The sequence below is a fragment of the Streptomyces natalensis ATCC 27448 genome, from assembly GCF_000935125.1.
Taxonomy (GTDB): Bacteria; Actinomycetota; Actinomycetes; order Streptomycetales; family Streptomycetaceae; genus Streptomyces; species Streptomyces natalensis.
This window is the reverse complement of the sequence record NZ_JRKI01000056.1, coordinates 100,257-123,703: the sequence shown is the minus strand read 5'-3', so window position 1 is coordinate 123,703 and position 23,447 is coordinate 100,257. Positions and strand designations below refer to the sequence as shown.

Annotated in this window: 18 protein-coding genes; 15 read left to right on the top strand and 3 right to left on the bottom strand. The window is 72.2% G+C overall.

Translation table 11 applies throughout. The features are described 5' to 3' along the window. Window positions 1-48 precede the first annotated feature (48 nt). From SNA_RS30360 to SNA_RS30330, 7 genes are all read left to right on the top strand, one after another. On the top strand, window positions 49-1,692 hold the full coding sequence (locus SNA_RS30360) for a DUF4192 domain-containing protein (protein ID WP_078970309.1): 1,644 nt from the start codon (window positions 49-51) through the stop codon (window positions 1,690-1,692). 215 nt (window positions 1,693-1,907) lie between these two features. Continuing rightward, the gene (locus SNA_RS30355) at window positions 1,908-3,914 is read left to right on the top strand and encodes a glycogen debranching N-terminal domain-containing protein (protein WP_078970316.1); all 2,007 of its coding nucleotides are present in this window, start codon (window positions 1,908-1,910) and stop codon (window positions 3,912-3,914) included. A gap of 49 nt (window positions 3,915-3,963) precedes the next feature. Beyond that, window positions 3,964-4,728, top strand: a complete 765-nt coding sequence (locus tag SNA_RS30350; RefSeq protein ID WP_030068905.1) for an NUDIX hydrolase — start codon at window positions 3,964-3,966, stop codon at window positions 4,726-4,728. A gap of 139 nt (window positions 4,729-4,867) precedes the next feature. Continuing rightward, a complete protein-coding gene (locus SNA_RS30345; protein WP_044367758.1) occupies window positions 4,868-6,802 on the top strand; it encodes an ABC transporter ATP-binding protein in 1,935 nt (644 codons plus the stop codon). 120 nt (window positions 6,803-6,922) lie between these two features. Next, entirely contained in the window at window positions 6,923-7,915 is a 993-nt protein-coding gene (locus tag SNA_RS30340; RefSeq protein WP_078970308.1) for a FadR/GntR family transcriptional regulator, read from the top strand. A 403-nt stretch (window positions 7,916-8,318) separates the two neighbouring features. After that, a complete protein-coding gene (locus tag SNA_RS30335) occupies window positions 8,319-9,860 on the top strand; it encodes an RNA polymerase sigma factor (RefSeq protein WP_275042038.1) in 1,542 nt (513 codons plus the stop codon). A 137-nt stretch (window positions 9,861-9,997) separates the two neighbouring features. Then, entirely contained in the window at window positions 9,998-10,804 is an 807-nt protein-coding gene (locus tag SNA_RS30330; RefSeq protein ID WP_030068917.1) for a S1 family peptidase, read from the top strand. A 150-nt stretch (window positions 10,805-10,954) separates the two neighbouring features. Here the strand turns inward: SNA_RS30330 and SNA_RS30325 are convergent, their stop codons facing one another. Further along, on the bottom strand, window positions 10,955-11,185 hold the full coding sequence (locus SNA_RS30325) for a DUF7455 domain-containing protein (RefSeq protein WP_030068919.1): 231 nt from the start codon (window positions 11,183-11,185) through the stop codon (window positions 10,955-10,957). Between the two features lie 443 nt (window positions 11,186-11,628). Between SNA_RS30325 and SNA_RS30320 the strand changes: the two genes are divergently transcribed. The 6 genes from SNA_RS30320 (at window position 11,629) to SNA_RS30295 (ending at window position 18,483) form a co-directional block, all read left to right on the top strand. Next, window positions 11,629-13,749, top strand: a complete 2,121-nt coding sequence (locus SNA_RS30320; RefSeq protein ID WP_030068920.1) for a DNA gyrase/topoisomerase IV subunit B — start codon at window positions 11,629-11,631, stop codon at window positions 13,747-13,749. 156 nt (window positions 13,750-13,905) lie between these two features. Further along, window positions 13,906-14,397, top strand: a complete 492-nt coding sequence (locus SNA_RS30315; RefSeq protein WP_030068922.1) for a hypothetical protein — start codon at window positions 13,906-13,908, stop codon at window positions 14,395-14,397. Between the two features lie 118 nt (window positions 14,398-14,515). Continuing rightward, the gene (locus SNA_RS30310; RefSeq protein WP_030068923.1) at window positions 14,516-15,682 is read left to right on the top strand and encodes a sensor histidine kinase; all 1,167 of its coding nucleotides are present in this window, start codon (window positions 14,516-14,518) and stop codon (window positions 15,680-15,682) included. Further along, a complete protein-coding gene (locus tag SNA_RS30305; protein ID WP_030068925.1) occupies window positions 15,679-16,353 on the top strand; it encodes a response regulator transcription factor in 675 nt (224 codons plus the stop codon). The genes SNA_RS30310 and SNA_RS30305 overlap by 4 nt, the downstream gene beginning before the upstream one ends. Before the next feature lie 175 nt (window positions 16,354-16,528). Further along, window positions 16,529-16,882 (top strand): DUF485 domain-containing protein, encoded by a 354-nt coding sequence (locus tag SNA_RS30300; RefSeq protein WP_420823526.1) that lies wholly within the window; start codon window positions 16,529-16,531, stop codon window positions 16,880-16,882. Next, complete coding sequence (locus tag SNA_RS30295; RefSeq protein ID WP_030068929.1) at window positions 16,879-18,483, top strand: solute symporter family protein; 1,605 nt, start codon at window positions 16,879-16,881, stop codon at window positions 18,481-18,483. The genes SNA_RS30300 and SNA_RS30295 overlap by 4 nt, the downstream gene beginning before the upstream one ends. 22 nt (window positions 18,484-18,505) lie before the next feature. Here the strand turns inward: SNA_RS30295 and SNA_RS30290 are convergent, their stop codons facing one another. Together SNA_RS30290 and SNA_RS30285 are read right to left on the bottom strand one after the other, a co-directional pair. Then, on the bottom strand, window positions 18,506-19,513 hold the full coding sequence (locus SNA_RS30290) for a sucrase ferredoxin (protein WP_044367754.1): 1,008 nt from the start codon (window positions 19,511-19,513) through the stop codon (window positions 18,506-18,508). Between the two features lie 59 nt (window positions 19,514-19,572). Next, on the bottom strand, window positions 19,573-20,826 hold the full coding sequence (locus SNA_RS30285; protein WP_044367753.1) for a citrate/2-methylcitrate synthase: 1,254 nt from the start codon (window positions 20,824-20,826) through the stop codon (window positions 19,573-19,575). A 121-nt stretch (window positions 20,827-20,947) separates the two neighbouring features. Here SNA_RS30285 and SNA_RS30280 point away from each other — a divergent pair, with 121 nt between their 5' ends. Continuing rightward, complete coding sequence (locus SNA_RS30280; RefSeq protein WP_030068941.1) at window positions 20,948-22,114, top strand: citrate synthase/methylcitrate synthase; 1,167 nt, start codon at window positions 20,948-20,950, stop codon at window positions 22,112-22,114. A gap of 119 nt (window positions 22,115-22,233) precedes the next feature. After that, entirely contained in the window at window positions 22,234-23,340 is a 1,107-nt protein-coding gene (locus SNA_RS30275) for a CobW family GTP-binding protein (RefSeq protein ID WP_030068943.1), read from the top strand. Window positions 23,341-23,447 lie beyond the last annotated feature (107 nt).

Sequence of the window (23,447 nt, the reverse complement as noted above, 5' to 3'; positions counted from 1 at the left end):
TATCCACAGGGGTCGCGGAGCGACGGCCGACCGCGCGATCTTCGAGCCATGAATCCGCACAGCGAACCGACCGAGCCCCACACCTCCGACACTTCCGCCGCCGATCCGGCCCGCGGTTCCGGCACCCCTCGCGCGTCCGGCACCCCGCCCCGCGGTTCCGCCGACCCGTCTCGTGCCTCGGACCCCGCCCCTCGCGCGTCCGCTCCTTCCCCACGGCCCTTCGAGAACTCCGCCCACCCCTTCGACAACATCGCCCGCGAAGCAGACCCGTCCCTTCCCACCGACTCCATCGACCCCACCGACTCCAGCCACCGGACCGACCGGACCAGCCCCTCCGACTCCACCGACTCCACCGCCCCCTCCGCCTCCATCGACCCCTCGGCCGTCGCCGACGCTCCGCCCGCCGAGCCCCAGGTCACCTTGCGCGGCCCCGCCGAACTCGCCGACGCGCTCCCGTACCTGCTGGGCTTCTATCCGGACGACAGCATCGTCCTCGTCGCCCTTCACGGCGAACGCGGACGCTTCGGAGGCCGGGTCCGCCTGGGGATTCCCGCGGAGACCGCACATTGGCCGGAAGTCGCCGACCAGCTCGCCGACTGCCTGATCTCCGCGGCGGACGACCGCGGCGAACGGCCCGCCGCCGTCCTGGTCTACCTCTGCCAGGAGCCTGAACCGGGTGAGACCGGCAGGGACGTCAAGGACCGGTTGCGCCCGCTCGCCCAGCGCCTGCGGACCGCCTGCGGCGCGCTGGACGTGCCCGTGCTTGAGGCTCTGTGCCTGTCCAACGGCCGTTTCTGGTCGTATTGCTGCCCGGACTTCCGCTGCTGCCCGGCCGGTGGCACACCCCTGGCCATGCCCGGGACGTCCGTGATGGCCGCGGCTGCCGCCTACGCGGGCATGCAGGTGCGCGGTTCGCTCAAGGAGATGGAGGCCCGGCTCACGCCCCGCAGTGGGCGGCGGGGCGACGAGCAGGTGAGGGCCCTCGACGCCGCGGCCGCGGCACTTCTGCCGCGGATGCTCCGGCGGGGCGGCGCGGACGCCGTCCGCCGCGACACCCTCGGCCTGGTCGAGACGTTGCTCCGCCGCTTCCGGCTGGACCCGCCCGCGGGCAGCAACCGTTCCCGGGACGCCTGCGACGACGCCCTGCTCACCGACGAGGAGGCCGCCGCCCTGATCCTCGGGCTCCAGGACCGTCTTACCCGCGACCGCGCCGCCGAGTGGATGGAGGGCCCCGACGCGGCGCCCGCCCTCCGGCTCTGGCGCGCCCTCGCCCGCCGCTGCGCCGGAGGCTATCTCGAGCACTCCGTGGCGCCGCTGACCCTCGCTGGATGGGTCTGCTGGTCGACCGAGGACGCGCCCTCGGCACGGGTTGCCCTCGGCCGCGCCCTGTCCATCGACCCCCGGTACTCCTTCGCCGACCTGCTGCACCGTGCCGTCAACCAGGGGCTGGACGCGGAGCCGCTGCGCCGCTGTCTGCGCGAGCAGCGCAAGGAGCACGCGGCCGCCTCCCGCGCCGATACGACGGCGCCCGGTGAGCGGGCGCCGCGGCCCGGGCCACGGCCCCGGCCGCCCCGCCCCCGGACCGCCGACCGCCCCCTCGGGCCACGCGGCGGCAGTCGCCCCGGCGGCCGTCCGCCGGAGGGCCGCGGCAGGCGCCGGGCCGGCCGGGACGGTGACCGGAGCCGACGGTGAGGGTGCCGATGGGGTCCGGCCGGCGTGACCTGCGCGTCGGCCGGACCGTTCACCAATATGGCGCAGGCCGTACGAAGCCCCGAGACCACCAGGGAGCGCAGAGCGTGCCAGGCATCGTCCCCACCACCCAGCCGGCCCGCCGGCCGTCCGGCGAACGGCGTCCCGTGCCGCCCCGGGTCCCGCGGCCCCAGCCCGTCCACTCCTCGCTGGTCTGCGTGGCACTGCCGGGCCTTGCCGTCTCGTCCCTCTCGGGGCAGCTGACCGGCCAGGGCCTGGACGGCTACTACCGCGACGGCCTGCGGATCCTCTCCCGCTGCGAGGTACGGGCCGCGGGCGCCGAACCCCTCGTCGTCCAGGGGCGGCTGACCGCCGCGCACCGTGCACGGTTCGTCGGCACGATCCGCAGGGCCGGGGAGCCCGGACCGGACCCGGACGTCCGGATGGAGCGGCTGCGCTCCGCCGACGGCACCGAGCGGCTCACCTTCCACAGCAGCGCCGCCCGGCCCCTCCGGCTCCCGGTCGAGGTCCGGCTGGGCACCGACCTCGCCGAGCTCGGCGCCGTCGCCGTCGGGCTCCCCGGGCCCGAACTGCGCGCCGCCGTCCACGGTTCCGGGCTCCGCTGGTCGGCGCCCGGAGCCCACGCGGTGGTCTCCGCATCGCCCGCGCCCCAGGACGCGCTCGCCTCGGCGGGCCTGTTGTGCTGGGAACTGGACCTGCCGCCCGGGGGCCACCGCACCATCGAGCTGCACATCCGGCTCGGCCACGAGCCCGGCGCATCCCTGGGCGGTCGCCCGTCCGGCGGCCGGCGCCGCTGGCGGGTCCCGATTCCCGGCCCGCGTACCCGCACCCTCGCCCCCCGCCCGCGCGGTGACCGGCCGCCGCGCCCCTTCTCACCCGCCCGCCTGGAGTGCGACGACCACCGCGCCGACGCCCTCCTGGTCGGCAGCCTCGACGACCTGTACGGCCTGGTGATGCGCGATTCGGCCGAGCCTGCGGACGTCTACGTCGCGGGCGGCTTCCCCTGGCGCTGCGGGCTCGCCCCGGCGGAGGCGCTGTGGACCGCCCGGATACTGCTGCCGCTGGGCACCAGGCTCGCCGCGGGCACCCTGCGCACCCTCGCCCGTACGCAACAGGCCACCCCAGGGGCGGATTTCGGCCGAATCCCCGGAGCCCTGAGGGACACCGGACCGCACGCCCCGCCGAGTTGCACGGGCATCGAGGCCACACTGCTGTTCCCCGCCGTTCTGGCCGAGGCGCGCCGCTGGGGCCTGCCCGGCCAGGACACCGAGCGGCTGCTGCCCGCCGCCGAACGCTGTCTGCGATGGCTGCGTCGCGCGAGTGAGAAGACCGGCACCAGGCGCGGCGGATACGTCCCCGACCCCGCGCCCGACGGGCCGTACCGCTGCGAGACCCAGGCCCATGCACACCGCGCCGCCCTCCTCGGCGCCGACCTGCTCGACGCCACCGGCTCAACCGGTGCGGCGGAGCTGCGGGAGTGGGCCGCGGACCTGCGCGCCCGGTTCCGTACGGACTTCTGGCTGGAGGACCGGGCCGGGGGCCGCCCCGCCGGCCGGCTCACCGGCGACGGCCGCCCGCTGCCGTACCTCGGCGCCGGCGCGGCCCATCTCCTCGACACCGGACTGCTCGGCGGCGGCACCTTCGCCCCCGGTCTGCTGGACACCGCACAAACCGGCCGGCTGGCCGGACTCCTGGCCGGCCCCGCCCTGGACACCGGCTGGGGCCTGCGCAGCCTGGGCGCCAAGGAGCCGGGCCACAACCCGTTCGGTCACCGCAGCGGCGCGGTCCGCGTCCATGAGACCGCCGTCGCCGTCGCCGGACTGGCCGCCGCCGGCCACGACAAGCCGGCCGGAGCCCTGGCGCGGGGCCTCCTCGACGCCGCGGACAGCTTCGGCCACCGCCTCCCGGAGATGTACGCGGGGGAGCAGCGCACCGCCGGCGGCGTACCCGTCCCGCACCCCGCGGCCTGCCGTCCCGCGGCGGTCGCAGCGGCCGGCGCGGTCCAGATACTGCTCGCGCTCGCCGGCCTGCGCCCCGATGTGCCCGCCGGCACGGTGGCCGTCCGGCCGCTGGGCAGCGCCCCGCTGGGCGCGATGCAGTTCACCGGGCTCAGCGTCGCCGGGCAGCCGTTCGCCGTACGGGTCAGCAGGCTCGGCATGGGAATGATCGAGGCGGCGGCGGACGGTCTGCAACTGGGCTCCTGACAGTCATCAAGACCTGTTTATCGTCAGGCGGACGACTATGATCGCGGGCATGCCTCCCTACGACCCGTCGGCCTTTCCGCCCTTCGCCGTCACCGTCGACCTGGTCGTGCTCACCGTGCGCCGCCATGCGCTGTGCGCGCTGGCCGTACGCCGGGGTGAGCCGCCGTTCCAGGGACGCTGGGCCCTGCCCGGCGGATTCGTCCGGGCCGATGAGGACCTCGCGGACGCGGCCGCCCGGGAACTCGCCGAGGAGACCGGTCTGCATGCCCAGTCCCCGGAAGGCCCGCCGCCCGCGTACGGCGCACACCTCGAACAGCTCGCCACCTACGGCGACCCCCGACGCGACCCCAGGATGCGCGTCGTCAGCGTCGCCCACCTCGTCCTCGCGCCCGACCTGCCCGCCCCGCGCGCCGGCGGCGACGCCCACAGCGCGCGCTGGGCCCCGGTGGAAACCCTCCTCGAACAGGACGGCACCCACGGCCGCGACGGCGAGATGTCGGCACCGCTGGCCTTCGACCACGCACAGATTCTCGGCGACGGCGTCGAGCGGGCCCGCTCGAAGATCGAGTACTCCTCCCTCGCCACCGCCTTCTGCCCGCCGGAATTCACCGTCGGCGAGCTGCGGCGCGTCTACGAAGCGGTTTGGGGCGTCGCGCTCGATCCCCGTAACTTCCACCGCAAGGTGACCGGCACCCCGGGCTTCCTGGTGCCCACCGGAGGTACGACGACCCGTCAGGGCGGCCGCCCCGCACAGCTGTTCCGGGCCGGCGGCGCAACGCTGCTCAACCCGCCGATGCTGCGCCCGGAGGTCTGATCCGCCGCATGCGGGACACGACAGGGCACCCCAGCCCGGTAATTACGGGTAAATAGGACATATAGCGCTACCTTGGCCGGGTGAGCCCTCTCGTACCCCCTCAAGCCACCGAACGGTCTCACGCCCTGCGAGGGACGCGATGATCCAGGCCGTCGGACTGACCAGCGCCCCCCGCGGCGAACTCCCGCCCGCCGTCGACGACCTGAGCCTCGAAGCACGGCCGGGCCAGGTGACCGTCCTCCTCGGCCCGGCCGCCGCGGGCAAGACCACCGCCCTGCGCCTGATGCTGCAACTCGAACGCGGCCGCGGCGTCGCCCTCTTCCGCGGCCGCGCCCTGCACCGCATCCCCAACCCCGCCCGCGAACTCGGCGTCCTCCTGGGCGACACCCCCGCCGACCCCTCCCGCACCGCCCGCGGCCATCTGCGCATGCTCAGCGCCGCCGCCGGCGTCCCCGCCACCCGCGCCGACGACGTCCTCGACCTCGTCGGCCTCAGCGGACTGGCCGAACAGCGCGTGGGCGAGTTCTCCCGCGGGATGGACCGCCGCCTGGGCCTGGCCGCCGCCCTCATCGGCGACCCGCACACCCTGGTACTCGACGACCCCGCCGAAGGCGTCTCCCGCCGCGAGGCCGCCTGGCTGCACGGCATGCTGCGCAGCTACGCGGCACAGGGCGGCGCCGTCCTCACCACCTCACGCGACCCCAAGGAGGCCGCCCGCATCGCTGACCACGTGGTCGCCATGCAAGCAGGCCGACTTGTCGCCGATCAGGAAGCCGCCGACTTCGCCCGCACCCGGCTGCGCCCCAGGGTCGCCGTCCGTTCCCCGCAAGCCGACCGCCTCGCCACCCTCCTCGTCGACGAATCCCAGCGCGCCGACCCCGTCGCGGACCCCGCCGTCGCCCGCACCATCGAAGTCGTCCGCGAGAGCGGCACCCGCCTCGCTGTCTACGGCAGCAGCTGCGCCGCCGTGGGGGAGGCCGCCTTCCGCCACGGCATCCTGGTGCACCAGCTCGCCGACGAGGTCGCCGACACCGGACCGGTCACCCCGCTCGAACGCGCCGACGGCCGCACCTCCGCCGCGCTCCCGCCCGCCCCCGCACCCCCGGACGGCGCCGCCCCCGCACTCGCCCGAGCCCCGATGGTCCGCGTCATCCAGGCCGCCCGCGCCGCCATCGCACCCAAGGGCTCGGACACCGTGTCCGACACCCTCACCCTCCCGATCATCGGCGTCACCGTCCCCGCCGCCCGCCCGGCCCGCTCCGCGGCACCCGTCGTCGAAGAACTCGCCATCCCCCGGCTGCCCGCCCCCGGCCCCGCCTGGCCGCTGCGGTACGAACTGCGCCGCACGCTCAGCGATCGCGCGGGCCTGTTCGTCGCCGTCGCCACCGTCCTGGTCTCCCTGGGCCTGGCCCTGCTGCTGGCCGGTCTCGGCGACGCCCCGATGTCCCGCGTCCTCACCGGCTGGCCCCGCCAACTGCCCTTCCCCCCGGCCGCACTCGGCGCCGGCCTCCTCGGAGCGCTCGCCTTCGGCCAGGAGTTCCGCTACCCGGCGCTGGCTCCCGAACGCGGCACCGTACCCCGCCGCCTCGGACTGCTCGCCGCCAAACTCCTCGTCAGCGGCGGCTCCGCGCTGGCCCTCGGGATCTTCCTGCTCGCCGCCGACGAAGCCGGTGTCCGCTACCTGTTCGGTCCGCATGCGATCACCAGTGTCACCGAGTGGCCTGTTCTCGCGGTCAGTTGGCTGGGATTGCTCATCGGCTGCGCCTGGTCCGGGGTCCTGGCCGCCGGCGTATTCCGCTCCACCGCAACGGGGTTGGCCGCCGTCCTCGCCGTACCCGTCGTCGTACTGCCGCTCGTGCAGCGCATGGTGACCGAGCCCGCGGCCCGGTCACTGGTGGGACTCCCGGGGCGACTGGGGTCGTCGGCTCTCTATCGCTGGCCGTCCGGAATCGACCAGGCCGTATCGGTCGCCGTCCGACTTGCGACCCAACCCGTCGGCAGCGCAATGGCGTTGTCACTGGCCGCGCTGGTCTGCGCTTATGCCCTCACCATGCTCCGCGGCTGGGCCCGCTGACCCCCTACCGCGCCCGCTTCGCGGCCCCGTTGTTGCGCCACTGTCCGCAACTCACCGCAGGCAGCGCATTTCTTTCCGATAAAGCGTCAATTGAGAGATGACGGACGATCACCCTTTCGTGTGCTTTTCACCAAAGACCTCAAGGGTGTTCAGGGTGTCGCCGACAAAGGATGCGTGAGTACCCTTGCGCACACCATGATGACCGCGGCTCGCCCCGGCGACACCGGCCTCGCAGGTCCGGGCGAGCTTGACCGCTACCCCTACGCCAACGGCGCCAATGCCGCAAACGCGCCAGGCGTGGACCGCGCCGAGCGCGTCCCGCCGGTCTGGGACGGCTCCGAAGCAGACATGGGCCGCGTCGGCCGCCGCAACGCCGGCAGCCGCGGCCGCGGCCTGCACGGCCAACTCGTCCAGCAGCTCGGGCAGATGATCGTCTCCGGCGACCTCGGCGCCGACCGCCCGCTCGTCCCCGAGGAGATCGGCCAGCGCTTCGAGGTCTCGCGGACCGTCGTCCGCGAGTCGCTGCGCGTCCTCGAGGCCAAGGGCCTGGTCAGCGCCCGCCCCAACGTCGGCACCCGGGTCCGCCCCGTCAGCGACTGGAACCTCCTCGACCCCGACATCATCGAGTGGCGGGCCTACGGGCCGCAGCGCGACGACCAGCGCCGCGAGCTGTGCGAGCTGCGCTGGACCATCGAGCCGCTCGCCGCCCGCCTCGCCGCGGGCCACGGCCGCGAGGACATCCAGCAGCGCCTCGCCGACATGGTCGAGATCATGGGCCACTCCGCCGCCCAGGGCGACACCGTGACCTTCGGCCGCGCCGACGCCGAGTTCCACACCCTCCTGCTCTCGCTCGCCGGCAACCGCATGCTCGAGCACCTCTCCGGCATCGTCACCTCCGCACTGCATGTCTCCGGCGGCCCCTCCGGCGGCTGCGAGCGCCCCGTCGAGACCTCCGTGGGCCAGCACATGCGGATCGTCGACGCCATCGGCTCCGGCGACGCCACGGCGGCCGAGTCCGCGATGCGCCAGCTCCTCGCCGCCCACGGAGAGGCCGGCGGCCAGGGCTCCGGGACGCCCGTCGACCATGTCGTCCCCGCGCCCCGCGAGCACTGAAGCCCCGTACCCGAATGCGTACGGACCGTAGGTGCCACGCGGCCGGACGGCCCCGTGCCCCCCACGGGCGGGGTGCGCCGTACGCGATGACGGCAGTCGGGATCGTCGGATCCGGGGCGTCGCCCGGATCCGACGAGGGGGTTCCGGAGGATTGCATGTCATATGACAGGGAATGGGTGGTTATGGAGTGTGACTCGGGCCACGCAGATTGGGCGTAACGCTCTTCGGGGAAGCGCGATGACTTAAGAGGTGATAGCCGAGGAGGGAATACGAACGGCGTACATGACGCTGTTCAGCTCCCCGGTTGCCCCTGCGCCGCCGGTCCATCCCCACCGGCGGTCGTCGGCTCCGATCCACACTGGACGGGGTCGGAAGCCGTTTCCATCGTTCCGAGAGGTTGTTCGTGTCGGCCAGCACATCCCGTACGCTCCCGCCGGAGATCGCCGAGTCCGAGTCTGTGATGGCGCTCATCGAGCGGGGAAAGGCTGATGGGCAGATCGCCGGCGATGACGTGCGTCGGGCCTTCGAGGCTGACCAGATTCCGCCAACCCAGTGGAAGAACGTTCTGCGCAGCCTCAACCAGATCCTCGACGAGGAGGGTGTGACGCTGATGGTCAGTGCCGCAGAGGCGCCCAAGCGCACCCGCAAGAGCGTCGCAGCGAAGAGTCCGGCGAAGCGCACCGCCACCAAGACCGTAGCGGCCAAGACCGCCACGGTGAAGAAGGCCACCGCCGCGGCCGCCACCATGGCGGACCCGGCCGGTGAGACCGAGGCCGCCCCCGCGAAGAAGGCGGCGGCGAAGAAGACCACCGCGAAGAAGACGGCCGCCAAGAAGACGGCGGCGAAGAAGACGACCGCGAAGAAGACCGCGGCCAAGAAGGACGTCGACGAGCTGCTCGACGACGAGGCGCCCGAGGAGACCCCGGCGCCCGGCAAGACCGACGCCGAGCCCGCCGAGGGTGCGGAGAACGCCGGCTTCGTCCTGTCCGACGAGGACGAGGACGACGCCCCCGCGCAGCAGGTCGCCGCGGCCGGCGCCACCGCCGACCCGGTCAAGGACTACCTCAAGCAGATCGGCAAGGTCCCCCTCCTCAACGCCGAGCAGGAGGTCGAGCTCGCCAAGCGCATCGAGGCGGGCCTGTTCGCCGAGGACAAGCTGGCGAACTCCGACAAGCTCGCGCCGAAGCTCAAGCGCGAGCTGGAGATCATCGCCGAGGACGGCCGCCGGGCCAAGAACCACCTGCTGGAGGCCAACCTCCGTCTGGTGGTCTCGCTGGCCAAGCGCTACACCGGCCGCGGCATGCTCTTCCTGGACCTGATCCAGGAGGGCAACCTCGGTCTGATCCGCGCGGTCGAGAAGTTCGACTACACCAAGGGCTACAAGTTCTCGACCTACGCGACGTGGTGGATCCGCCAGGCCATCACCCGCGCCATGGCCGACCAGGCCCGCACCATCCGTATCCCCGTCCACATGGTCGAGGTCATCAACAAGCTGGCCCGCGTCCAGCGCCAGATGCTCCAGGACCTGGGCCGCGAGCCCACCCCGGAGGAGCTGGCCAAGGAACTCGACATGACCCCCGAGAAGGTCATCGAGGTCCAGAAGTACGGCCGCGAGCCGATCTCGCTGCACACCCCGCTGGGCGAGGACGGCGACAGCGAGTTCGGTGACCTGATCGAGGACTCCGAGGCGGTCGTCCCGGCCGATGCGGTCAGCTTCACGCTCCTCCAGGAGCAGCTGCACTCGGTGCTGGACACCCTCTCCGAGCGCGAGGCCGGCGTGGTCTCCATGCGCTTCGGCCTCACCGACGGCCAGCCCAAGACGCTGGACGAGATCGGCAAGGTCTACGGCGTCACCCGCGAGCGGATCCGCCAGATCGAGTCGAAGACGATGTCCAAGCTGCGGCACCCGTCGCGCTCCCAGGTCCTGCGCGACTACCTCGACTAGCCCAACCGGCACGGACCGCCCCGCGAGCCCGGTTCCTCCCTTGTGGAGGGGCCGGGCTCGCGGCCGTCCGGGTGCGGGGGGCATCCGTTTGGGTCACTCTGGGTGGGCGACCACTGTCCCCAGAGTCAGGAGTCCGTATGCGTCCGTCCCACGCCGTTTTCGGAGCCCTCGCACTGGCCTTCACCGTGCCGACGGCCGCGACCGCGGACGAATCCGTGGTCGGCGGCACGCCGGTACGCGTCTCCCAGAGCCCATGGGCGGTCGCTCTCGCCTCCCACGACCGGTTCGGTGCCGCGCGCTCCGGACAGTTCTGCGGCGGGGTGCTCGTCGGCAGCTCGACGGTGGTGACGGCCGCGCACTGCCTGAGCCGGGAGGTCCTGGGCGTGCCCTGGCAGCAGGTCAGTGACCTGCGGATCGTCATCGGACGCGACAACCTCTCCCGGGGCGGCGGTCAGGAGCTCAAGCCCGCGAAGGTCTGGGTGAACCCCGCATACGACAGCTGGACGAACGAGGGCGACATGGCCGTCCTCACCCTCCAGAAACCGGTCAGAAACCGGCCGATTCCCATAGCGCCGCACGAGGACGCCGCCTACCGGGCGGGCAATGCGGCCACCGTTTACGGCTGGGGGGACATGACCGGCGAGGGCAGCTACGCCTCGCGGCTGCGGTCGGCCCAGGTCAATGTGCTCGAGGACGCGGTCTGCGCACGGGCCTACCCCGGCAATGCCGACGGAACGTACAAGCCCGAGTCCATGCTGTGCGCGGGGGAGCCGGGGGGCGGGCGGGACGCCTGCCAGGGAGACAGCGGCGGGCCGCTCGTGGTGCACGGGCGGCTGGTGGGGCTGGTGTCGTGGGGGACGGGCTGCGGCAAGGCGGGCAGCCCCGGTGTCTATACGCGTGCCTCGGCGCTGCTGCCCGCGGTCACCGGGCACGGGGCCGGCTGACGGACGGAGGGAGCCGCACACGATGCCTGCGTCCGAGCGTACGGGTCCTGCGTCCGAGCGTACGAGTGCGGGCGGTCTCCCCGGTGGTGCCGGGAAGGCCGCCCGCTGCACGGCCCTAGGCCGCTGCTCGCTCGTCGTGGATGCGAAGTGTCAGCGTTCGTCTTCGGACGCGGACGCCGGAGTGGCGGTCAGCCGCTCCGTCTCGTCCTGTATTTCCGCGGCGATCTTCTTGAGTTCTGGCTCGAACTTGCGGCCGTGGTGGGCGCAGAAGAGCAGTTCGCCGCCGGACATCAGGACGACGCGCAGGTATGCCTGGGCGCCGCAGCGGTCGCAGCGGTCAGCGGCCGTCAGCGGGCTCGCGGGTGTCAGAACAGTAGTCACGTCGCCTCTTCTCTAGCTCGACGAGCTGTCGTACCAGGGTCAACATCCAACCAGGCCGAAAACGTTCCCGCTTATGCCTTTTCCTCGAAAAAAATTCTTCGAGGTGGCCGGGTGCTGCCGGGTGGCGGCGAATGAGCCGTATTGCGGTGGGTCTGATTCACGGTGTTTCTGGGTCCTGCCCTCCCGGCTGGCTTGCCGGTTGTTGATGAGGACGTGCCCGGAGCCTAAATGGTTCATGCCTGGAAGGGAACGTGATGTGCACGTCACTGGGACGTCATACTATCGAGGGATCGAACATGTGAGCGAAATTCCACTACCATGGACCTGCTCACGGGTGGCGTCACATCGGCTCTACCAGGCCTCGGTACCCTCTCACCGGCGACACCGCCACAACCGAGTCCGCGGAATGCGGACTGCCAGAAATTCAGCGAGGAGCGAACCGCGTGACCGCCGAGATGTCCGTGCCGTCCACCGCAGTGCTGACCGGGGCAGACCGGGACGGGTCCAACTACACCGCGCGGCATCTGCTCGTCCTCGAGGGGCTCGAGGCCGTCCGCAAGCGCCCCGGCATGTACATCGGCTCGACGGACAGCCGCGGCCTGATGCACTGCCTGTGGGAGATCATCGACAACTCCGTCGACGAGGCGCTGGGCGGCTACTGCGACCACATCGAGGTGATCCTCCACGACGACGGGTCGGTGGAGGTACGGGACAACGGCCGCGGTATCCCCGTGGACGTCGAGCCCAAGACCGGGCTCAGCGGCGTCGAGGTCGTGATGACCAAACTGCACGCCGGCGGAAAGTTCGGCGGCGGCTCGTACGCGGCCTCCGGCGGCCTGCACGGCGTCGGCGCCTCGGTCGTCAACGCCCTGTCCGCGCGCCTCGACGTCGAGGTGGACCGCAGCAGCAAGACCCATTCCATCAGCTTCCGCCGCGGCGTCCCCGGCGTCTTCACCGAATCGGGCCCGGACGCCCCCTTCGACCCCGGCAACGGCCTGGTCAAGGGCAAGCGCATCCCCAAGACCCGGACCGGCACCCGGGTGCGCTACTGGGCGGACCGGCAGATCTTCCTCAAGGACGCCAAGCTCTCCCTGGAGAACCTGCACGCCCGCGCCCGCCAGACCGCCTTCCTGGTGCCGGGCCTGACCATCGTCGTCCGCGACGAACGCGGCATCGACGGCGCCGGCAAGACCGAGGAGACCTTCCGCTACGACGGCGGCATCAGCGAGTTCTGCGAGTACCTCGCCCAGGACAAGGCCGTCTGCGACGTCCTGCGGCTGACCGGCCAGGGCACCTTCAAGGAGACCGTGCCCGTACTGGACGACCGCGGTCATATGACACCCACCGAGGTCACCCGGGAACTGGGCGTCGACATCGCGCTGCGCTGGGGCACCGGCTACGACGCCGCCGTCAGGTCGTTCGTCAACATCATCGCCACCCCCAAGGGCGGCACCCACGTCTCCGGCTTCGAGCGTTCGGTCACCAAGACCGTCAACGAGGTGCTGCGCGCCCAGAAGCTGCTGCGCGTCGCCGAGGACGACGTCGTCAAGGACGACGCCATGGAGGGCCTGACCGCGGTGGTGACCGTGCGGCTCGCCGAGCCGCAGTTCGAGGGCCAGACCAAGGAAGTCCTCGGCACGTCCGCGGCCTCCCGGATCGTCGCCCAGGTGGTGAGCCGGGAACTCAAGGCGTTCCTGACCTCCACCAAGCGGGACGCCAAGCAGCAGGCCCGTTCCGTGCTGGAAAAGGTCGTCGCCGCCGCCCGTACCCGCATCGCCGCCCGTCAGCACAAGGAGGCGCAGCGGCGGAAGACGGCGCTGGAGTCCTCCTCGCTGCCCGCCAAGCTGGCGGACTGCCGCAGCGACGACGTCGACCGCAGCGAACTGTTCATCGTCGAGGGGGACTCGGCGCTGGGTACCGCGAAACTGGCGCGGAGTTCGGAATTCCAGGCGCTGCTGCCGATCCGCGGAAAGATCCTGAACGTCCAGAAGGCGTCGGTCTCCGACATGCTCAAGAACGCCGAGTGCGGCGCCATCATCCAGGTCATAGGGGCCGGATCCGGCCGCACCTTCGACATCGACGCCGCCCGCTACGGCAAGGTCATCTTCCTCGCCGACGCGGACGTCGACGGCGCCCACATCCGCATCCTGCTGTTGACCCTCTTCCAGCGCTACATGCGGCCGATGGTCGAGCAGGGTCGGGTCTTCTCCGCCGTCCCGCCGCTGCACCGGATCGAATTGATCAACCCCAAAAAGGGCCAGGACAAGTACATCTACACGTACTCGGACAACGAACTGCGCCAGACGCTGCTCGAGCTCCAGCGCAAGAACGTCCGCTACAAGGACAGCATCCAGCGCTACAAGGGCCTGGGTGAAATGGACGCCGACCAGCTCGCCGAGACCACCATGGACCCGCGCCACCGCACCCTGCGCCGGATCAACATCGGCGACCTGGAAGCGGCGGAGAAGGCCTTCGACCTCCTGATGGGCAACGAAGTCGCCCCCCGCAAGGAGTTCATCACCAACTCCGCCTCCTTCCTGGACCGTTCGCGCATCGACACCTGAGCAGACCGCGGCCTCCACGGGGCGCCTGTCCACCCCCGGGTGGAGAGGCGCCCCGCGCGTTTTCCACCCGCGGCCCACCCTGGCTCCGATCCGCCCGGACGGGGCCGCGCCATAGCGTCGGGACGTTGACATTTCCGTCCCCAGGAGGCCCAGCTCATGAGCGGCGCGCTCACCATCATCGCGATCACCGCGGCAGTCGTGTTCGTCTTCATCCGGCAGTTCACGGCGCAGCGCATCACCGCAACGGACGGGAAGGCGTGGCTGATTCCCGCCGTCCTGGCGTTCGTCGCCTGCGGGCAGTCCGGCCTCCTGGACCCCGACCACCGGGCCGCCTCCGTCGTCCTGCTCGGCGCGGAACTCCTGACCGCGCTCGCCAGCGGGGCCGGCTGGGCCTGGACCACCCGTATCTGGACCGACGCGGACGGCGAGACCTGGGGCAAGGGTGGCTGGGCGACGGCCGGGGTGTGGCTGTGCGGGACGGTGATACGCATCGGCCTCATGGGCGCCGCAGCGCTCCTGGGCATCCACCAGAACAGCAGCCCGGCCATCACGCTGTTCGTGGCCGCGATGCTGCTGTCCCGCGCGGGCTTCCTCGCCTGGCGCGCCCGGACCGCCCGGCCCACGTACCGTGTTCCTGTTGCGGGCTGACGCCCCCGCGCGTCGTGGAGCGTTCCGCACCGGCGGACCGCTGCGCCCCGACGAGCGGTTCCGCCCCGACGAGCCGTTCCGCCCCGACGAGCCGTTCCGCACCGACGAAGGACCGTACGTGTCGCCGAACTCCTGGACGAGCTGGCCCCTGAGGGAGTCGCTGTCCCGTGAGGGCCTCAGCGAGGTCAGAGTGTGGATCGGCCGCGGGGTCCGGGTCCTGGTGGTGGCCGGCCTGATGTGGGCCACCGTGGCGGGGCGGGCCTTCACCGGCTGGGGCCTGGTGGCGGCCGTCGTCGGCATGGCCCTGACGGTGCTGATGTTCCGCGCCTTCTTCCGTACGACGCTGGCACGCCGACTGTGGCCGTCCCTCGGCCTGTTCGCCCTCCTGGAGGCCGCCGCCTTCGGCTACTCGCTCGCCGGCGCGACCACGGCCGCGATCGTGCTGTGGTGCGCATGTTCCCTCAACGTCATGGAACGGATGCCGCTGAGCGCCGCGCTGCCGTGCTCCGCCGCCGCCCTCGCCGCGTACGCCGTGGTGAACACCGACAACTGGCTGACGACCACCACGACCACGGCGGGCCTGGCCCTCGCGGGATACGTCGTACGGCTGGACGCGGAGGCGCGCGGCAACACCCAGCGGCTGCTGGCCCAGGAACGCGCCGCCCGCAGCGCCGAGGCCGAGACGGCCGCGCTCGCCGAACGGGGCCGGATCGCCCGCGAGATCCACGACGTCCTCGCCCACAGCCTCAGCGCCCAACTGGTCCACCTGGAGGCGGCGCGCCAGCTGATCCAGCGCAGCACCGACCTGGAGGCCGACCGCGCACGGATCCTGGAGCGGGTGGTCGCATGCCGGGGAATGGCCCGTGAAGGGCTTGACGGGACCCGTGAGGCGCTTTCGGCGCTGCGCGGGGACATGATCCCCATCGAGGAGTTCCTGCGGCGTCTGACGGACGCTGAGGGCGCGCAGCTGCATGTGAGGGGCGAGCCGCGCACCGTATCGGCGGAAGCGGGGCTCGCGGTCCGCCGGGTCGCCCAGGAGGCGCTGACGAACGTACGCAAGCATGCACCGGGCGCCCGGGTGAGCGTGCGGCTGGAGTACGCGGACGGCGACGTGGGGCTCGAAGTACGCGACACGGGCGGTGCAGGGGTGTCCGCGGAGCTCGGGCACAGCGGCTCCGGGTACGGTCTGCCCGGGATGCGGGAGCGCGCCGAACTCCTCGGCGGAACCCTGGAGTCCGGTCCCGACGAGGAGGGTTTCGTGGTGCGGTTGAGGGTGCCCGCATGACGGCGCGCACGACGGCACGCGTCGTGGTCGCCGACGACCAGACAGTGGTGCGTGAGGGAATCGTGATGCTGCTGGGACTGCTGCCGGGCATCGAGGTCGTCGGCTCCGCCGCCGACGGTGAGGAAGCCGTCCGCCTGGTCGCCGAACTCGCCCCCGACGTCGTCCTGATGGACCTGCGCATGCCACGCTGCGACGGCGTCGAGGCGACCCGCCGCATCCGCACCGCCCACCCGGGCACCCAGGTCGTGGTGCTCACCACCTACGCTGACGACGACTCGCTGTTCCCTGCCCTCCAGGCCGGCGCCCGCGGCTATCTGACCAAGGACGCCGACGGCGACGAGATCGTCCGTGCCGTCGACGACGTCCTCTCCGGTGAGGCCGGCCTGTCACCGAAGATCCAGAGCCGCCTCCTTGAGCGCCTCGCGCAGCCCGAACCGGCCAGGCCCCGGCCCCCGCAAGGGCCTCCGGACGGACTCACCGTCCGCGAGACCGAGGTGCTGCGCCTCGTCGCCGAGGGCCAGTCGAATCCCGAGATCGCCCGTACCCTCCACGTCTCCACCGCCACCGTGAAGACCCACATCAACAACCTCTTCGCCAAGGCCGGACTGCGCGACCGCGCCCAGGCGATCCACTACGCCTACCGCCACGGCCTCGCACAGCCGCCCGGATGACCCACCTGATCCGGTGAAGCATCGGGAAGGAAGAGTCCGGGATCTTCCTTTCTGTCCATCCTTGGGCCCACGGTCAACAGTTCCGTGCAACAAGGAGTCTCCGGTGGACAAGCAGGACGACCGAGCGACCGCCGAGCCCGGTGACGTACGGGCCGGGACGCACACCGCCGCACCGCTGTCGCCACCACCGCCGCGGTCCGTGACCCACGGCGAGGTCTACCTGACGGTGCAGCGCAGCGCCGCCTTCCAGGAGGTACGCCGCCGATACCGGCACTTCGTCGTCCCCGCCACGGCCGTCTTCCTGGCCTGGTACCTCGCCTATGTGCTCGGGGCCACTCTCGTACCCGGCCTGATGGCCCACCGCGTGGCCGGCGCGCTCAACGTCGCGATGCTCGCCGGACTCGGGCAGTTCGCCTCGACCTTCCTGCTCACCTGGGCCTACGCACGGCATGCGCGGCTGCGCCGGGACGCCGTGGCGCTCGACATCCGCTGGCGGACCCAGGACCTGACGGGAGGAAACATCCGGTGACCGGCGACCACCGGACCCTGGCGCTGATCCTGTTCAGCGCGTTCATCGCCGTCACCCTGGCGATCACCACCTGGGCCGGCCGCCGCCGGCACGGCTCCCCGGAGGAGTTCTACGCGGGCGGCCGGCTCTTCTCGCCCTTGGAGAATGGTTTCGCCATCGCGGGCGACTACATGTCCGCCGCCTCCTTCCTCGGCGTCTCCGGCCTGATCGCCCTCTTCGGCCACGACGGCCTGCTCTACTGCGTCGGCTTCCTCGTCGCCTGGCTGGTCGTGCTCTTCCTCGTCGCCGAACTGGTCCGCAACTGCGGCCGGTTCACCCTCGCCGACGTCGTCGCCGCCCGGATGCGCGAACGCCCCGTCCGCATCGCCTCGGGCGCGGCCTCGGTCACCGTCTCGGTGCTCTATCTGGTCGCCCAGATGGTCGGCGCGGGCAGCCTGGTGGCGCTTCTCCTGGACGGGGCGGGCACACAGGCCCGCACCGGGATGGTGGTCGCGGTCGGCGCGCTGATGGTCGTCTACGTCGCCTTCGGCGGCATGCGCGCAACGACATGGATCCAAATCGTCAAGGCCGTGCTCCTCCTGGGCGGCGCGGCGGCACTCACCGCCCTGGTGGTGCTCCGCTTTCACGGCGACCTCAACGCCCTGCTGAACACCGCCGCCGAACACAGCGGACACGGAGGCGAGTTCCTCGCCCCCGGACTCAAGTACGGCCACACCTGGACCACGCGCCTCGACTTCATCAGCCTCGGCCTCGCACTGGTCCTCGGCACCGCCGGGCTGCCGCACATCCTGGCCCGCTTCTACACCGTCCCCACGGCCCGCGCCGCCCGCCGCTCCGCCGTCTGGGCCATCGTGCTGATCGGCGGTTTCTACCTGATGACCATCCTGCTGGGCTTCGGCGCGGCCGCGGTGCTCGGCAGCGATGCCGTCCGCGCGTCCGGCAAGGCCGGAAACACCGCCGTACCGCTCCTCGCGCTGCACCTGGGCGGCGGCGCCGGTTCCACCGGAGGAACGGTTCTCTTCGCCGTCGTGGCCGCGGTGGCCTTCGCCACGATCCTGGCCGTGGTCGCCGGCATCACCCTCGCCTCGTCCGCATCCGTCGCCCACGACCTGTACGCCTCGCTGCGCCGCCCCCGGGGGACGGGACGGGGCACGCGGCACGGCGAGGTGACCGTGGCGCGCCTCGCGGCGGTGGGCGTCGGCGCCGTCTCCATCGGCCTCGCACTGCTCGCCCGCGACCTCAACGTCGCCTTCCTCGTCGGCCTGGCATTCGCCGTCGCCGCATCGGCCAACCTGCCGGCCCTGCTCTACGCCCTCTTCTGGCGCCGCTTCACCACCCGCGGCGCGGTCTGGTCCGTCTACGGCGGGCTGCTCCCGGCGATCACCCTGGTCGTCCTCTCCCCGGTGGTCTCCGGCACCCCGGAGTCCCTCTTCCCCGGACGGGACTTCGCCTGCTTCCCCCTGGACAACCCCGGCATCGTGTCGATTCCCCTGGGCTTCCTCATGGGATGGCTGGGCACCGTGCTCTCCCCGGAGGCCGCCGACCGAGCCCGTCACGCGGAGACGGAGGTCAGGTCTCTTACGGGGGCGGGCGCCGCCTAGGGGAGGCAGGAAACCGCCGGTGTCACAGGGCTGGAAGGGCGAGCGAGGAGGCACATGCCGGGGCGCGGGTGCCGGTGAGAGCCGCGATGGAGGTGACCGTCATACGCGCCGGTGGACCGAGCGGCGCACCACAGCTGGCGGGCGTCGGAGCGCCGTCGGTCCGCTGTTCCACGGCGACGCGCCAGGCACGGCCGTCGGTGTGCGTGACCGCAACGGACCAGGCGGGCGTGTCCCCCGGGGCCGGTCCGCCGACGGGCGTCCGGTCGCCGCGCCCCGGTCCGGGCCGCACCTCGTCGGTTCGTACGACGTCGAGTGCGTCCGCCCGCTCCTCCCGGATCAGCTCGCGGACCGCGAGGTCGGCAGCCTGCGCAGGCCGGTCCCACGCCGAGCGGCCACGGCAGTGGTCGAGCGTGATCCTTCCGTCGCGCGCCGCCTCCACGGCGTCCTTGACGAGAGGAGCCGACGCCCTTCCGTAGGCGTAGCCGTACGGGAGGACGAAGAGCGTGGGGGAGAAGCGGTGACCGCCGATGTGCGTCACCTCCCAGGACTCGGCTCCGCCGGCGGCGAGCTCGGCGGCCAGCGGTCGGCCGAGGAGCGCACAGCAGCGGTCCCGCTTGCCGTTGGTGCAGACGAGGACCAGGGGCTCACCGGTGTACGGGTCCCAGATGCCGCCGTGGTTCCCGGCCCCCAGCGCGGCGAAGTCCAGCCGGAGGATGTCCCGCGGGTCGGTGACGGTGGTGGTGCGGATCCAGGAGTTGCCCGGTGCGGTGTGCGCGACGAACAGCCGGCGCCGGGAGAGGTCGTGGCAGTCGGCGTGCCGTCCGGGGCGCCGGATGAGAGCGACGCGCACGCCCGTACCGTCTGCGGCGGCTTCCAGGGCGCGGCCGAGGTGCGGATCGAGGTGGCTGTGCGTCAGCGCATTGGCACCCCAGGGTCCGGGCTGCTCGATGAGCAGCCAGGTGCGGGCGGTGGCTGCGGTCCCGGCGACAGGTTCGGCCGTTTCGCGGGAGGCGGTAGCGCAAGTGCTCACGAAGGTAAGCCTAACCTGACTTGCTGCCGCGGGTCGTCCGGGACCGAGGGTGCCCTCCGTCACGGCAGCGGCAGCGGTTGTGGCGGACGCGGGCCGTTGTACTGCCCGCGGGGACGCAGCCGCAGCGGGCGTTCCGCGTATTCCTCCAGCGCGTGCGCGATCCAGCCGGCGGTCCGGGCGACGGCGAAGACGGTTTCGCCCGCCTCGGCGGGCATCCCCGCCGACACGGTCAGCACCGCCAGTGGCAGGTCGACGTTGGCGTGCAGTTCGGCATGCCGGGCGGCGGTGCCGGCCACCCCGCGCGCGGCCTGCAATGCCGGCTGCGCCTGCGGTACGTCCGCCAGCAGCGCGAAGAGCGCACGAGCCCGCGGGTCTTCGCCGGAGTAGAGGGGGTGGCCGAGGCCCGGGATGCGGCGCCCGGCCCGGAGGTGGTCGGCCACCACGGCAGCGGCGCTGCCGCGCTCCAGCACCTCCAGCAGCATGCGGTGGACGAGCCCGCTCGCTGCGCCGTGCAGCGGGCCGTCCAGCGCCCCGAAGCCGGCCGAGACGGCGGCGTACGGGTGGGCATGCGCCGAGGCGGCGATCCGTACCGCAAGCGTAGAGGCCGCGAGGTCGTGGTCGATGAGCAGCACCAGGGCGGCGTCCAGCGCGCGGAGCGAGGTCGGGGTGCCGGGCGCCGCCGTCAGCCGCGACCACAGCCGTTCGGCGAGCGACTGCGCGTCGGACGGTTCGGGGCCTTGCGGCGGCAGGGCCTCGACGAGTGTGGGGATGAGGCTGCGGGCGGTGTCGAGAACGGCGTCCTCGGACAGGTCGAAGCGGAGCGGGTCGGCGGCCGCGGCGGCGATCACGGCGACGCGTAGCCGGTCCATGGGGCCGCTGTGTTCCGGCAACGACTCGACGGCGCGGCGGGCCGCCGAGAGCGCGTCCTGCGGCGCCGCGAAGTGCGTGCCGCGACGCAGGTCGCCGGTCCACAGCCACTCGGCGACCTCCTCGTAGTGGTAGGCGGCGGCGAGTTCCGTGGCCTCGACGCCGCGGAAGTAGCAGCGGTCGCCTTCGATCAGCGTGATGCCCGTCCCCATCGCCGGTCCGCCGCCGGCGCTCGACGGCTCCCGGCGGCCGCTGCGGCGCGCGAGGGCGTCGACCTCTTCCGCGTCGAAGGTGCTGCCGCGGCCGCCCGGTATGCGGCGGCTGGTCAGCTGGCCGCGACTCACATATGCGTAGACCGTCTCGGGCTTCACGCCGAGCCGGTCGGCCGCCTCCCGGGTGCTCAGGCGCTGCTCGGACGCGCCATGAGCCCTGTCGTGATCCGCCATGAGGTCACCGTATCCGGCTCGACTGATATTGATTCAATCAATATTGACATGCATTGAGTCATGCATGGACAGTCAGATCAATATTTGGGAGGAAGAGCGAGGAAGAATGAGGGAATCTGCCATGCCGACCACCGAGATCAACGCACCCCTTGAGGTGCCCCGTGGGCTCGCCGGCGTCGTCGTCACCGAGACGGAGCTGGGGGACGTCCGTGGCCGCGAGGGCTTTTATCACTACCGCCAGTACTCCGCCGTCGAGCTGGCCACGGCCCGTACGTTCGAGGACGTCTGGTACCTGATGTTCCACGGCCGGCTGCCCGATGCCGCGCAGCTGGCGGCGTTCACGGCCGAAACCGCCGCGCTGCGCGGGCTGCCCGCCGCCGTACGGGAAGCCCTGCCCGCCCTCGCCCGGGCCGGTGCCCGCTCCGGCCCGCTCGCCGGGCTGCGTACGGCGCTGTCGCTGCTGGGCGCGACGGCGGACCTCCGGCCGCTGTACGACATCGACACCGACCGCCGCCGCGCCGACGCACTCGCCGCCTGCGCGGCCGTACCGACCCTGCTCACCGCGCTGCACCGGATCGGTCGGGGCCGGCAGCCCGTTGAGCCGCGCGAGGATCTTCCGTACGCCGCCAACTACCTGTACATGCTCACCGGCCGGGAGCCGGAGCCCGAGCAGGTCCGGGCGATCGAGTCGTATCTGATCTCCACCATCGACCACGGCTTCAACGCCTCGACGTTCGCCGCCCGTGTCATCGCATCCACCGGTGCCGACCTCGCGGCCTGTCTCGTCGGGGCGGTCGGCGCGCTGTCGGGGCCGTTGCACGGCGGTGCGCCCAGTCGTGCGCTGGACACGCTCGATGCCATCGGTACGCCGGACCGCATCGACGCCTGGGTGCGTGACCGGGTGCTGCGGGGCGAGCGGATCATGGGGTTCGGGCACGCGGTCTACCGCACCGAGGACCCGCGTTCCCGGATGCTGCGCGGCATTGCCGAGCAGTTCGGCGGACCGCGGGTGGCCTTCGCCGTCCAGGTGGAGGCCGCGGTCGAGAAGCTGCTGGCCGAGCTCAAGCCGGGGCGGGAACTGCACACCAATGTGGAGTTCTACGCCGGGGTCGTCATGGAGCTGTGCGGGCTGCCGCGTGAGATGTTCACGCCGACGTTCTGTGCCGCCCGCGTGGTCGGCTGGAGTGCCAACATCCTGGAGCAGGCCGAGGACTCGAAGATCATCCGCCCGGCGGCCCGGTACGTCGGCCCGCCCCCGCCGCAGCCGCTGCCCGACGCCGCTGCCTGACGGATGCCGTAAGCGCGCTGTAGCCCGAGCCGGGGTGCGCCCATGGAGGTCCGTTACGATCGACAGCTCGTCCGCCGCCGGCTCGTGCGGCTCGCCACCCGCTCCATGGAGGCGCCCCCTTGGCCACGCAACAGATTCCGGTCGTCGTGCTGGCGGGCTTTCTCGGGTCGGGCAAGACGACCCTCCTCAACCACCTGCTCGGTGCCGGCGCCGGTACCCGTATCGGCGCCCTCGTCAATGACTTCGGCAGCATCGAGATCGACGCGATGACGATCGCCGGGCAGGTGGACTCGATGGTCTCGCTGGGCAACGGATGCCTGTGCTGCGCGGTCGACACCAGCGAACTGGACACCTATCTGGAGCGTCTGGCCCGGCCCGCCGCCCGTATCGACGTGATCGTCATCGAGGCCAGCGGACTGGCCGAGCCCGAGGAACTCATCCGGATGATCCTCGCCAGCGAGAACGACCGGATCGTGTACGGCGGGCTGATCGAGGTGGTCGACGCGGCCGAGTTCGGCGTCACCCGCATCCGTCATCCCGAACTGGACCGGCATGTGGGCATCGCCGATCTCGTGGTGCTCAACAAGGCCGACCGGATCGCCGACGCGGCGCGCCGGCAGCTCCTGGACACGCTCGCGGATCTTGCGCCGGGCCGGCCCGTGGTCTGTACGGCCTACGGGCGGATCGACCCGGAGCTGTTCTTCGACCGTGGCGCGGGCGAGGACCTCGAAGCGGGCATCAGGCAGCTGTCGTTCGAGGACCTGCTGCGGGAGGGCGCGGCAGGGGAGCCGGACGGGGATCCGGGGCACCTGCACGACGGGCATCACGGTCATGACCACGCGCCGGGTGAGCCGTGCGCGCATCTCCATGCCGCTTACCAGAGCGTGGAGTTCACCTCGGGGGAGCCGATGAACCCGCGGCGGCTCATGGACTTCCTCGACAGCCGGCCGACCGGCCTCTACCGGATCAAGGGCTTTGTCCACTTCGATGTCCCGGGCAGCCGGCAGAAGTTCACCGTGCACGCCGTCGGGGACTTCCTGCGCTTCTACCCCTCGCCCTGGGGACGTGACGAGGAGCGCAGCACTCAGCTCGTGCTGATCGGCAGCGGGGTCGATGCGGAGGCCCTGCGAAAGGAGCTGACGGCGTGCCGCGAGGCCGCGCCGGAGGAGGCGTCCGAGCACAGCATGTGGGGTGTGCTGCGGTACGTGGCCGGCCGCGAGGAGTGACCGCGGGCGGGGACGGCGCGCGGCAGGGGACGCCCTCCCCGAGCAAAACCGGCCGGTCCCGAAGGACCGGCCGGTCACCCGGCAACGGGTGTGGCCACGACAGCGAG